Source organism: Sinanaerobacter chloroacetimidivorans (assembly GCF_018128545.1).
GTDB lineage: Bacteria > Bacillota > Clostridia > Peptostreptococcales > Anaerovoracaceae > Sinanaerobacter > Sinanaerobacter chloroacetimidivorans.
On the sequence record NZ_JAGSND010000001.1, the window covers coordinates 563,506 to 575,891 of the forward strand.

Consider the following 12,386-nt stretch of genomic DNA (forward strand, 5'->3'; position numbering starts at 1 on the left):
TAATCTAAGGAGCACGCTTATTTAAAGTCGTCAGCAGTCAGCTGTTCAACGTCACGGATTACGATGTTTTCACCGAACCACTTTGTTGAAAGCGCTTCTATGCTTCCGTCTTCCCATAATTCGTCAAGGGCTTTGTCGATTGCTTCTCTGAGAGCAACGGAACCCTTAGCGCAACCAATACCATAATACTCGTCTGCCAGACCTTCGTCAAGTACTCTATATTTGCCAGGTGTCTGCTGCATGGTATATCCGATCAGTATTTTATCTACTGCTACGGCATCCAGTCTTGAAGTTCCAAGATCCATCAAAGCATACAGGTAATCATCATATTCCGGCATGTCAGCCAGTGCAGAGGAAAAAGCTTCATCTGCCTTCAGCGCATCCAAACCGGCGCTTTCAACCTGAGCACCTACAATTTTACCCTCTAAATCAGCTTTTGTCTGATAAGGAGAATCTGCAGCAACGACCAGAACCTGCTGGTTATTCAGATAAGGTTTTGTGAATTCCACCTGCTCAATTCTTTCAGCCGTAATGGTATAACCATTCCAGATTACATCGATATTGCCGCTGTTTAATTCCATTTCTTTTGCAGACCAGTCAATAGGCTGAATAACGGCTTCTACACCAAGTTTTTCTGCAACCATTTTTCCAAGATCTATATCGAAACCAATAATTTCACCGTCATCTCCGATAAAGCCCATTGGGGGGAAAGCATCATCACAACCAATGATTAAAGTTCCTTTTTCCTGTAAATCGGTTAATGATGTATCAACATCGCCTGCTGGTTCTTGAGTTTCTCCACCGCCGCATCCAACTGCAAATACACTCATCATGAGTACGAGTACCAGTAACAAACTAACTTTCTTGAACATTATTCATTTCCTCCTCTTATGTAGCAATACGCTTATGTCTCCATTATACTTTACTACGCTAAATTTGTAAAGTATTAAATTGTATAAATAATAAAAAAGAATGAAGAACGAATTATTTCTTTCTTTGATATTCCGTCAATATCGCTGAAAGCGATATTTCCTGCATAATAAAAAAATGGAGCGGTTTCATACCGCTCCTATATGGTTATCTTCCTGATTCCATTTCACGTTCACGATGATACGTAATTAAATCTTCAGCAATTTCGTGAGCTGCAATGGATACCGGCTTTTCAATATCTTCTTCCGTAAGCTTGGGTTTCCCATCTATGATATCTCTGGCTCTTTTAGCCGCCAAAATTACTAGGGTGTACCTGCTGTCTGCCTTTTTTCTAATCAGATTAATTGACGGATATAACATTTACATCTCCTCCTTATATTTTGCAATTAATTTATAGATATCTTCCGAGACCCTGGAATGTTCTGCCTTAATAATAGCAGCCACCCTGTTCACAGCCTCGTCAATTTCGCCGTTAATAACACAATAATCATATTTGTCAATATAGGATACTTCTTTTAATGTTTCCCCCAATCTTAGGTTAATATCATCCTCGGTTTCAGAACCTCTGCCCGTAATCCTTTTCCTTAGTTCGGACATGGAAGGCGGCAGAATAAAGATAAAAATGCCTTTCGGATAGGAATCCCTGATTTGTAAAGCTCCCTGAATATCAATTTCAAGAACTACATCTTTTCCGTCATCCAATTTCTTCAGCACAATATCCTTTGGTGTTCCGTAATAATTTCCATATACTTTGGCATACTCTAAAAAACCATTGTCATGAAGAACCTCCAGAAACTTTTCTTTGGGCACAAAAAAGTAATTTTTTCCTTCTTTCTCACCTGGTCTGGGGCTTCTGGTGGTCATGGATACAGACAACTCAATATCCGTTTTCTCCAATAGTTTTTTACAGATGGTACCTTTACCTGCTCCTGATGGTCCGGAAACAACAAATAATAGGCCTTTGCTCATAGTATATCCTTTCGCTTCTTCCTCTTGTACTGTCTAATCAAAATCTCGTCCTGCAAATATATAGAATACCTCAAGAATGATAATAATACAACATATTTTTTTATTCAAATACAGAAAGTCACATCTAAAGTGAAAACTCCATGACTATTCGATATTCTGAACCTGTTCTCTGATTTTTTCAATTTCACTTTTTATATCGAGTACTTTATTCGTAATTTCAATATCGTTGGCCTTTGAGCCAATGGTATTGGCCTCTCTGTTCATTTCCTGAACCAGAAAATCCAGCTTTTTCCCATCCGGTTGATTGCTGCTTGATATGATATGATTCAACTGAAGAATATGGCTGTCCAAACGTACCAGTTCCTCCGTAATACTGCATTTGTCGGCAAACAAAGCTGCTTCTACCAGGATTCTATCTTCCGGAACCGTAATGCTGTTGCCCAGAAGCTCTTTCATTCTGTCCCTGAGTTTTTCCATGTAAGCCTTCGTTACTTCCGGTGATCTTTCCTCTATTAATTTTACCAGATTTCGGATTAATTCCCCTCTTTTTATAATGTCCTCTGCAAGCTTGGCCCCCTCTGTAATTCTCATCTGATCCAACTTTTTAGAAGCTTCTAATACCGGAATTTCAAGACTCTTGAAAATTGCTTCCTCGTCTTCCACATCAGGAATGGACTTCATAACATCTGGCAGAGTGGATAAAAACTGTAAGGTGATATCTCCGCTTACATCAAAGCTTTTTTGCAGTTCCCTCAGATTATCATAATACTGTCTGGCTACCATAGTATTCAGTTTCACATTGGTGTCATCCTCGGTAATGTTTTCTACGATGATGGAAACATCTATTTTTCCGCGTCTTGCGATGTCCTTTACCTTCCCTTTCAGCTTATCCTCAGCAAATGAATACCGTCTCGGCATTTTAATTGTAATATCACTGTATCTATGATTGACTGATTTGATTTCTACAATTATGTTCCGTTTCCCGTCTGTATATTCGCTTCTGCCGAAGCCGGTCATACTTTTTATCATACAAAGTTCTCCTTACCTTGCTTGTTATTTTTAGAAAATATGGTATCATAATGTATTATACAACATTAAAGGAGACTTCACAATGGGTTTTGACGGTATGGTCACCGGGGCCGTCACCAGGCAGTTGAGCCAATTGCTGGTAGGCGGCAAAATCGAAAAAATATATCAGCCCGAATCGGATGAAATCATTATGAATATTCATTCAGGCCGGGAAAATTATAAACTTTATTTATCTTCCAACAGCAGTCATGCTAGAATGCATCTGATTTCTTCCGCAGGAAGCAATCCCCAGAATCCCTCGGGATTTTGCATGCTACTCCGCAAACATCTGCAGGGAGGACGAATTTCCTCCATCCTTCAGAAGGACACGGAACGTATCGTTGAAATGTCTGTAGATACGATTAACGAACTGGGTTTTTCCGTGAATAAAAAGCTGATCATAGAAATTATGGGAAAGCACAGCAATATTATCGTTATAGATGCGGTAACCGGGAAAATTATCGACAGTATCAAAAGGATTTCTATTGATGTCAACCGGTATCGTCAGATACTTCCCGGACAGATCTATGTCTATCCTCCGTCTCAGGAAAAAGTTCCATATCATGAGATTACAGAACAGCATCTCATTTCAATGGCAGAATTTGCTCAGGACAGGCTTTCCAGAGCGCTGGTAGACCGTATTCAGGGGATCAGTCCTGTCATCGCAGAAGAAATCGTATTTCAGGCCGGCCTGCTATCCGATTCATCTCATACAGAAAATCCTGATGCCGCATCGCTTCTTACGGTAATCAAAAACTTTAGCCAAAAGATCCATAATGGTGATTTTTCACCCAAGGTTTATCTGGATGACAACGGCGTGCCCGTAGATTTTCATTTATTCCCCCTCGCCGCATTCAAAGGGATTTATGAAGAATTATCTTTTGATCATATCAGTGAAGCTGCGGATTATTTTTATTCCAATAAAAGCTCCTCCAATCGAATCAAACAAAAATCCTCAGATCTGGAAAGAGCTATTCACAATAGCCTGGATAAGCTTTATTTAAAAAAGCAGCGATTGTCTGAGGATTTATTAAAAGCAGCAAATGCGGAAACTGACCGCCTCTATGGAGAATTGCTCACAGCAAACCTTCATTTGATACGTCAGGGGGATGGGGCCGCCGAGGTATTGAATTATTATGACAACCAAATTGTTCAAATAACTTTGGATCCCAGATTTTCTCCTTCTCAGAATGCACAAAGGTATTATAAAAAATATAGCAAGGCAAAGACTGCCATAACCGAGAAAAATATCCAGCTTCGGGAAGCCAATCAGGATATCGAATATCTGGAATCAGTTCTTTCTTATATTGAAAAAGCCGTAACTGTAGATGAAATTGAGGAGCTGAGACAGGAGCTGATCGAAGGCGGTTATCTGCGTAAAAGAAAGAATCAATACAAACCCTCCAGAAGCAAGCCTTCACCCTACCAGTATACTTCCAGTGACGGTCATAAAATTCTGGTGGGCAGAAATAACAAAGAAAATGATATTTTAACCTTTAAAACCGCATCCGGCAAAGATGTCTGGTTTCATACAAAGGACATTCCCGGTTCTCATGTTATCTTATTTACGGAGGGAAAAGGTGTTACAGAAACCGCCATATTCGAAGCTGCTGCTATTGCTGCCTATCACAGCAAAGCCAGGGAGTCTGAAAATGTACCCGTAGATTACACACAGGTCCGGCACGTGAAAAAACCATCCGGGGCAAAGCCGGGGATGGTTATATTTGTTGACAATAAAACTGTTTATGTAAATCCATCCGTAACATAGGTGCTCCCTGCTGCGGCCGCAAAAACAAGAGCCGCACAGGGGAATAACGGATTTACATTTAACCTTTTCAAGCAGTGGCTGAAATTTTCATCTTTTGAATCCAGCTTACCATGGCTGATATGACTTCGGTTCCATCCTCCGTATCGTTCCCATTGTGTATTTCATGATCGAAGCCTTGCCATTCCATGTATTGACACAGGTCTCCTTCCAGCTCGGCAATTTTCCTGCTGCCTTCCGGGGAGCAAATTTGATCCCCTTCTCCCTGCATCAAAAGCAGGGGTCTCAATGGCTCATCTCCGAATTTTTCTACCTTTCCATCCATGAGTGCTCTTCCGATATCAAAACACTCGATTGCAGTTTGAACGGATATTTTTCCATGATTCAAGTGGGAATTGATCTGACCTCCTATAATTTCCTTATTGCCCAAGGTATCCTGCTTGACACCTGAGTTCATTTGAAAATCCGGTTTGATTTTAGAAATTAGCTTAACAAAGAAGTAAAGATGCCCTGGAATTTCCCTTCTCAGCAGAACCCAGGGAGAAGTGACGAGGTAGCCTTCCGGAATGGATCTGAGGGGACCCCTTCTCCTGTAATCCAATACCAGATTTCCACCCATGCTATGTCCATACAAAATCACAGGCAATCCCGGATATCGATTCATTGCATAGGTTATTAGCCAATCAATATCTGCAAAGATATCCTTTCGGCAGGCAGCATGTCCCCTGACACCAGAAGAAAACCCGTGGCCGCGTAAATCCATCCCAAGTAACGATATCCCCGCTTCTTTGAAAATTTCGCCGATTCGGTCATACCTTCCGGCATGCTCCCCTATTCCATGAACCAGGCAAACAACGATTTGCGGATTTTTCGGCTCCCATTCATATCCATGAATACGAATCCCCTTATTTTCCTCTTTGAAATTTCGAAACATTTACAATCATCTCCCAAAATATCTATATTATTACATTTCATACACTATTTATTACATTTCGATAATTTTTTCTTGATTTATTTTTCCGGTAATCCTACAATAAGATTAATCTAACAACAGCCTTTAAATATTAAAAGTGAATGTGAGAGTTCTCCTCTTACACGATAATGGAGATTTCAGAAGGAGGTATAAAATGATGCATTTAAATTATAAAAATGGTTCTGACAAGGAATCTCATAAGACAGGAGAATTATACTGCACATTATGCGGCAGATTAAGTCACGGTATGGATTTTAAAAACGGTCATATCTGTGATAATTGTTTAAAATTCGTTAAAACACTATAGTATTGGAAAATCCCCTTTCTCAAAATACATATCATGTTTTTCTAAGTCAATATGAAGCTCACCAATTGTTTTCATTTCTTGGTTAGCTCAGGTTATCTCCCGCTCTTTGATACTAAAGGCTGTGTAAGGCTGATCCATTTTGTTTCAGCCTTACTTTTTTCTTTTCTCATTTTCCAGCCGTTTCTTTGTTTTTTTCTTCATCACGGAAAAACCGAATTTTCCTAAAGGTTTTTTGTGCAGAGCAAAATAATCTCCATGGCTGTAACAGATCAGCCCTGCCTTCTCCAGTTCAAGCTTTCCTTTCTCATCCATCAATTTTTCATCGGCATGGACGGCAATAATATCCGCAATGAACATGTCATGAGATGGGTACTCATGAATTTCTCTTACACGGCATTCAATATTAACCGGAGATTCCTGAATCATTGGGCAGGCCACATGTTCCGCTTTTACGGGGGTCAGTCCCTGCTCTTTGAATTTGTTCATGTCTCTTCCCGATTTTACGCCGCAGAAATCTGTTTGCCTTGCCAGTTCCTCCGTACATAAGTTGATAACAAATTCCTTGCTTTTTTCGATCAGCCCATGGGAATGTCTCGATTTTCTAACTGATATATAGGTCATCGGCGGCTCGGAATTCACGATCCCAGTCCAGGCGATGGTGATAATATTGTACTCCTCCTCGGAAGAACCGCAGGAAACCATAACCACCGGTACGGGGTTTACCATAGTTCCAGGCTTAAAGGTTATTTTACTCATGATAAGTACCTCCTAATTTATTTAATATTTTTTGAAATTCCTCTGGCAAATCACTGTCAAATTCCATGTATTCATTTGTTCTGGGGTGTTTGAATCCCAGAACCTTGGCATGAAGCATCTGGGTCTCTGCTCCCAAAACCTGCTTATGGGGTCCATAGACAGCATCTCCCAGCAGCGGATGTTTTATATATGCCATATGCACCCTGATCTGGTGGGTTCTTCCTGTTTCCAAACGGGCTTCAACATAGGTAAAGTTTCCAAACCGCTCCAATACCTTGTAATGAGTAACAGCCTCTCTGCCGTTTTGCTTTGTAACGGCCATTTTCAGCCTGTTTTTAGGATCCCTCCCAATGGGGGCATTTACGGTCCCTTCATCTTCGGTAAAATTATGGTACACAATGGCTCTGTAAGCTCTTGTTATGCTGTGATTTGCCAGCTGCTCTGCTAGAGAACGGTGGGCAATATCATTCTTGGCTACCATCAGAAGTCCGCTGGTGTCCTTGTCAATTCTATGGACAATGCCGGGCCGAATCACACCATTAATCGATGACAGATGGTCGCAATGGAATAAAATGGCGTTGACCAGAGTTCCGCTCGTATTTCCGGCCCCGGGGTGCACCACCATTCCTTTCGGCTTGTTTACCACCAGAAGATCCTCATCCTCATAGACAATGGTAAGTGGAATATCCTCAGGCATGACATCCAGTGCCTCCGGCTCAGGAATCTCCAGCAGAATTTCATCTCCCTTTTTTACTTTCCATTTTTTAGAGGCGCATGGCACACCATTGATTTGGACCTTACCTGCCTCAATAAGTTTTTGAAGATAGCTTCTGGAGGCTTCTTCCAAAACGAGAGAGAGGACCACATCAAGTCTGGTCCCCTGTAAATCTTCTTCTATTTTCACTTCAAATAGATTTAAATTATCCATAAAAATCCCTTATTGTTCTTCTGCTTTCTTTTTTTCCTTTGCTATTTTAGGTTCCACCACGAACATAAATAAAATAAGTAAACCACATCCAACACATACGGATATATCTGCAACATTAAATATTGGAAAAACTCGTATGTCAAAAAAGTCAACAACATATCCGTTGCCGATTCTGTCAATAAGATTGCCGATTCCGCCGGCAACTATGAACGACATGCTGAGCAGCAGCATCCAATGTTCTGTTTTCCGTTTTCTTGCCAGATATACTAAGACAGCCGTGGTTACCGCCAGCGGCAATAAAATCAGCAAAATTGTTTGGTTTTGCAAAATACTGAAGGCCGCACCATAATTATGAATATACGTAAGATGAAACACTCCGTCAATCAATGGGGCCGAGCTATTCAGTTCCATGCCGGCCTGTATAAAATATTTGGTTAGTTGGTCCAGTATTACGATGACAGCTATAATGATAAAATACATTTAATAACCGGGGCTGGCGGCCCCTTCTCCTGTCCTAAGATTTGTAATTGTTTTTTTATTCTCGGATTCCTTGATATCACTTTTCATATCCATTTTTGTTTCGGAATAAGGCTTCAGTTCATCCAATACGCGGTCGGCAAAAAGTTCTGCACTCAAGGTATCGAATTTTTCCAGCTCCGATTCCAGAAGACTTCGATATCTGGTTCTGAAAATGGTTAATCGGTTTCGCATGGATATGGTTTCTTCCTGCAGCCGCTCAACGGACTCTCTTGCTTCCCGTTGAATCAGTTCCGCATCCAGTTCCGCATTTTTGAGCAGAATCTCCGCGCGCTTTTCAGCGCTGGCTGAAATATCACCCATCAATGCTTTTGCAGCCTCCAATGTTTCCAAAACAGCACCCTCAGAGTTTTTATAGCGCTCCAGTTCGATGCCCAGGCTTTTTACTTTTTCCTTCATCTTATGATTTTCATCAATGAGCTTTTCCAAATCCAGAGTCAGCAGGTCAAGAAAACCATCCACTTCCTCTTCTTTGTAACCTCGAACACCCTTTGAGAATTGTTTATTTTGAATATCAAGCGGAGTAATCATCCTTATACCTCTCAATTATCGTTCATTAGAAGATAAAAATTCTGATGATATTAACCAGAATACTATTGATAACGGATAAACCAATAATAGCAAGAATGGGAGAAAAATCAATAGTACCGGCCAGTCCAAATCTTGCAAGAATATTTCTGCACGGTGCCAGCATCGGTTCTGTAATCTGCATGATCATCACATAGATTTTATAAACAGAGCCATAGGGCGCCCTGATAAACCAGCTTAAGACAGCTCTTGCCAGTATCAAATAAACCAATATCTGAAAAAACGTATTTATCGCATTAATTAACACATAAATCATCTAACTATCTCCATACATTCTTCGGTGAACCGCTGAAATCTATCCCTTTATGATCAATATTCGCAGTTACATCAACGTTCTCCGGCGCAAAAATAAAAATATTATTTGCAACCTTTTGTACATTGCCACTTAGTGCATAGGTAGCACCGCTGAGAAAGTCAAATATTTTCCTTGCACTGTCCGACTCGATTTTTTCAAGGTTGATGATGACAGGTTTCTTTGCTTTTAAATTATCTACCAGTTTCGGGCATTCATCAAAGCTTTTGGGTTCAATGACTACCATTTTAAATTGGCTTGTACCTGGATTGATGTTCTTATTCTGCATCTGAAGCACCCTGCTTTCCTTATTATCCTTCACTTCCTTATTTTCCATTCGTGAGGAAGCATAAGAATTTCTTACATCCATAGGTTTTCTGTCCATAGAGGCCGCAGCTGCCAGTTCCTCTTCCTGTTCGTCTTCCTCTATTTCTTCAATACCAATCAAAACTTTCAGTTTATTAAAAAAACCGTCTCCCATTTTTACCTCCCGTTACCTTTATTCCATTTACCCAGCCGTAAGAAATAAAGTCCTTTTACTTATTGCTATAATTTCTTTCTCCAAAAATTGCAGTTCCTACTCTGATCAGATTGGATCCTTCCTGAATGGCAACCTCATAGTCATTGGACATTCCCATGGACAAATACTGAAAATCCAATCGTTCATGTGATATGGAACCAAACTGCTCATAAAGTTCTTTCACCTGTCTGAAGTAACCCCTTACCTCTTCGGGGTTATCCTCAAAAGGTGCAATACACATAAGACCTTTTATCTTAATATGAGGGCAGCGTTTCAGGATCTCCTGAATCAGCATTCCGGTCTCCTCTGTGGTGATTCCAAACTTGCTTTCCTCTTCGGCTGCATTGACCTGGATGAGGATATTCATCATGATGCCGGACTGTCCCGCTCTTTTGTCTATTTCCTCCGCAAGCTTCAGCGAATCTACAGAATGGATCATATAGACCTTGTCTATAATGTATTTTACCTTATTTGTCTGTAAATGTCCAATCATATGCCAATTTACCCGTTTGACCTGATCAAACTTATCCATGATCTCCTGGACTTTGTTTTCGCCAATATGGGTAATCCCGGCATCAATAGCTTCGTTGATTTCTTCCGCAGTTCGGGTCTTTGTTACAGCAACCAGCAATACTTCATCCTTATTTCTTCCTGCTTTCGCCGTAATCTCTTCCTTCTTTGCAATAATATCCTCTATGTTTTCCTTAATTCTACCCACTCGTAACCCTTCTTCCTGTCTCATTTCGGTTTTTTTAAAATTTCATCGTAGATGTTTACCGTCTCTACCTTGGTAGCGCCATTGTCGGTATAAAAGTATGAAACCTCTACCAAAGACCATTCTCCGTCACTGGTGATAATCTTTACGGGCTTAAAAACATATTCCCCGCTTTTGTCTTTTACATAAACCCCAGGCTGTCCATCTTTTGTGGTAATGCTTTCGTTTTTGATGGTCAGGCCTTTATAATCAGAAGTGATAACTTCTGCGTCTATTTTGCGTATCCGGGCAAATTCCTCATAATATCTGTTAAAACTGAGAATAACCAACCATTGTCCGTCATCATCTATAATATCGTAGATCTTTCCTTCTACTTGACCCAAAGGCAAATTCAGATAGGCTATTTTTCCCTTTTCGTATTTTACAATATTTTCCGGAGCCACCCAGAATACAACGAACCATTGGTTGTTATCAACGACTTTGTAAAGAGGCTCTCTGGAAAGCGTCGTTTTTCTGGCCAGGTTTTGAACATCTATTTTTAAATTCTCCACCTTGTCTTCACTTAAAAGCGCCATGTTGGCTGGTGTAAATTCCGATTCATATCCGTCTATGTAATAACTGATCACTCCGTTGGACTGACTGATATACTGTTCCGGGATAATCCCTTTTTCACTGCTTGCGGTATTCTGCTTTACGATTTCTTCTCTGGCCGCAGCATCATTGGCTTCTATGTATTCTTTCTTTTGCGTCAATCGGTCGATCTGCTTGTCCAGCTTTTCAGCCTTTTGCGTTTCCCCTTCCGCTAGCGCCTGTTCTTTCTGCTCTTTCAGCTTCACAAGCTGCGATTTCATCTTTTTTATATCATCGCTGAAAATGCTCTCTCCGCCATTGAACCGGTCAATCCGTTCCGTGATCCTCGAATAGCTGCTTTCCTCATTCTCAGGGTCTCCCAGCGTAATATCCAGAATTTTAACGCCTTTTCTAACTTGTTCTCCTTCTTCTACATAATAATTGATGCTTCCGGATTTATTGGCAAAATAAACACTTTCGTCGCGAACAAAATATGCAGTGATATGATCGGTTACCTGAATACCGCCATACTCTATGATGACGGTTTTTTTCAGCGCTCCGGTGACATTAGGAAAGGCGTAAATAATGATAAAAAGAACAATCAGGGCAGCAAAGAAAACCGTTATGATCCTTCTCTTTCTCTTTCGCATAGCAACAAGTTCCTCCTATCCGCCTATCAATCTCTAATTATATATTAAATTCCTTGATTATTCAATCATTACGGTCCTCAGAACGCATAATTTTATCGAGTATTTTTTTCTCATCCTTAGTCAAAAACTCCGTATTTTTTATATATTCCGTCAGCAAATCCGGTCTTCTTTCCTTTGTCAGCTCCAGTGATTTCTCAAACTGCCAAAGATGAATCATTTTATGATGGCCCGAGACCAGCACTTCGGGAACCTCTATGCCTCTGTATTCTCTGGGTTTGGTGTATTGAGGGTACTCCAAAAGACCGGAGTAGATGGATTCCTCATGATGAGCTTTACTGCTTCCCAATACCTCCGGAACCATTCTTGCCACCGCATCGATGAGGATCATTGCCGGAAGCTCGCCGCCGGTTAGAATGTAGTCCCCTACCGAGACTTCTTCCATATTCCAATATTCGATAATTCTTTCATCAATGCCTTCGTAATGCCCGCAGAGAATCACCATTTCCTTTTCTTCCGCCAGATCGGAAATCAGCTCCTGGTTCAGAGTTTTTCCTCTTGGGGACATATAGAGGATTCGTTTTCCCTCTGCCTGTACCGCTTCCAAAGCCCGGAATACAGGATCCGCCATCATGACCATACCGGCACCACCGCCGAAAGGATAATCATCTGCTTTTTTATGCTTGTCCTGGCTGTAGTCCCTGATATCCGTAAGCCTGATATCCAGAATCTTGTTTTCCTTAGCCCGCCCCAAAATGCTTTCTTCCATCACAGGGGCAAACATACCCGGAAACAACGTTAATATATCGATCTTCATAAAC

General features: G+C 40.8%; 15 protein-coding genes. 1 reads left to right on the forward strand and 14 read right to left on the reverse strand.

What is annotated here, in order from left to right; translation table 11 throughout:
- Positions 1 to 17: 17 nt before the first annotated feature.
- The 4 genes from KCX82_RS02740 to KCX82_RS02755 all read right to left on the reverse strand — a co-directional run bounded on the left by KCX82_RS02740 (position 18) and on the right by KCX82_RS02755 (position 2,928).
- Entirely contained in the window at positions 18 to 872 is an 855-nt protein-coding gene (locus tag KCX82_RS02740; protein ID WP_227016899.1) for an amino acid ABC transporter substrate-binding protein, read from the reverse strand.
- 205 nt (positions 873 to 1,077) lie between these two features.
- Entirely contained in the window at positions 1,078 to 1,290 is a 213-nt protein-coding gene (gene rpoZ / locus KCX82_RS02745) for a DNA-directed RNA polymerase subunit omega (protein ID WP_227016900.1), read from the reverse strand.
- The gene (gmk, locus tag KCX82_RS02750) at positions 1,291 to 1,899 is read right to left on the reverse strand and encodes a guanylate kinase (RefSeq protein WP_227016901.1); all 609 of its coding nucleotides are present in this window, start codon (positions 1,897 to 1,899) and stop codon (positions 1,291 to 1,293) included.
- A 144-nt stretch (positions 1,900 to 2,043) separates the two neighbouring features.
- Entirely contained in the window at positions 2,044 to 2,928 is an 885-nt protein-coding gene (locus KCX82_RS02755) for a YicC/YloC family endoribonuclease (protein ID WP_227016902.1), read from the reverse strand.
- 82 nt (positions 2,929 to 3,010) lie between these two features.
- On the opposite strand from KCX82_RS02755, the gene KCX82_RS02760 reads away from it, so the two are divergent.
- Positions 3,011 to 4,735, forward strand: coding sequence for an Rqc2 family fibronectin-binding protein (locus tag KCX82_RS02760; RefSeq protein WP_227016903.1), 1,725 nt, complete (start codon positions 3,011 to 3,013; stop codon positions 4,733 to 4,735).
- Positions 4,736 to 4,802: 67 nt separating this feature from the next.
- Here KCX82_RS02760 and KCX82_RS02765 read toward each other — a convergent pair whose 3' ends face one another.
- From KCX82_RS02765 to trmD, 10 genes are all read right to left on the reverse strand, one after another.
- Complete coding sequence (locus KCX82_RS02765; protein ID WP_227016904.1) at positions 4,803 to 5,666, reverse strand: alpha/beta fold hydrolase; 864 nt, start codon at positions 5,664 to 5,666, stop codon at positions 4,803 to 4,805.
- A gap of 496 nt (positions 5,667 to 6,162) precedes the next feature.
- Positions 6,163 to 6,768: a flavin reductase family protein gene (locus KCX82_RS02770; RefSeq protein WP_227016905.1), complete on the reverse strand. Its 606-nt coding sequence runs from the start codon at positions 6,766 to 6,768 to the stop codon at positions 6,163 to 6,165.
- Entirely contained in the window at positions 6,761 to 7,696 is a 936-nt protein-coding gene (locus KCX82_RS02775; RefSeq protein WP_227016906.1) for an RluA family pseudouridine synthase, read from the reverse strand. Before KCX82_RS02775 ends, KCX82_RS02770 begins: the two co-directional genes overlap by 8 nt.
- Before the next feature lie 9 nt (positions 7,697 to 7,705).
- Complete coding sequence (lspA, locus tag KCX82_RS02780) at positions 7,706 to 8,176, reverse strand: signal peptidase II (protein WP_227016907.1); 471 nt, start codon at positions 8,174 to 8,176, stop codon at positions 7,706 to 7,708.
- Positions 8,177 to 8,764, reverse strand: coding sequence for a DivIVA domain-containing protein (locus KCX82_RS02785; protein ID WP_227016908.1), 588 nt, complete (start codon positions 8,762 to 8,764; stop codon positions 8,177 to 8,179).
- A 25-nt stretch (positions 8,765 to 8,789) separates the two neighbouring features.
- Positions 8,790 to 9,077 (reverse strand): YggT family protein, encoded by a 288-nt coding sequence (locus KCX82_RS02790; protein WP_227016909.1) that lies wholly within the window; start codon positions 9,075 to 9,077, stop codon positions 8,790 to 8,792.
- Between the two features lie 4 nt (positions 9,078 to 9,081).
- Complete coding sequence (locus KCX82_RS02795; protein WP_227016910.1) at positions 9,082 to 9,594, reverse strand: cell division protein SepF; 513 nt, start codon at positions 9,592 to 9,594, stop codon at positions 9,082 to 9,084.
- A gap of 55 nt (positions 9,595 to 9,649) precedes the next feature.
- Positions 9,650 to 10,351, reverse strand: a complete 702-nt coding sequence (locus KCX82_RS02800; RefSeq protein WP_227016911.1) for a YggS family pyridoxal phosphate-dependent enzyme — start codon at positions 10,349 to 10,351, stop codon at positions 9,650 to 9,652.
- Between the two features lie 20 nt (positions 10,352 to 10,371).
- Positions 10,372 to 11,568: a biotin/lipoyl attachment domain-containing protein gene (locus KCX82_RS02805; RefSeq protein ID WP_227016912.1), complete on the reverse strand. Its 1,197-nt coding sequence runs from the start codon at positions 11,566 to 11,568 to the stop codon at positions 10,372 to 10,374.
- Positions 11,569 to 11,629: 61 nt separating this feature from the next.
- A complete protein-coding gene (trmD, locus tag KCX82_RS02810) occupies positions 11,630 to 12,382 on the reverse strand; it encodes a tRNA (guanosine(37)-N1)-methyltransferase TrmD (protein WP_227016913.1) in 753 nt (250 codons plus the stop codon).
- Positions 12,383 to 12,386 lie beyond the last annotated feature (4 nt).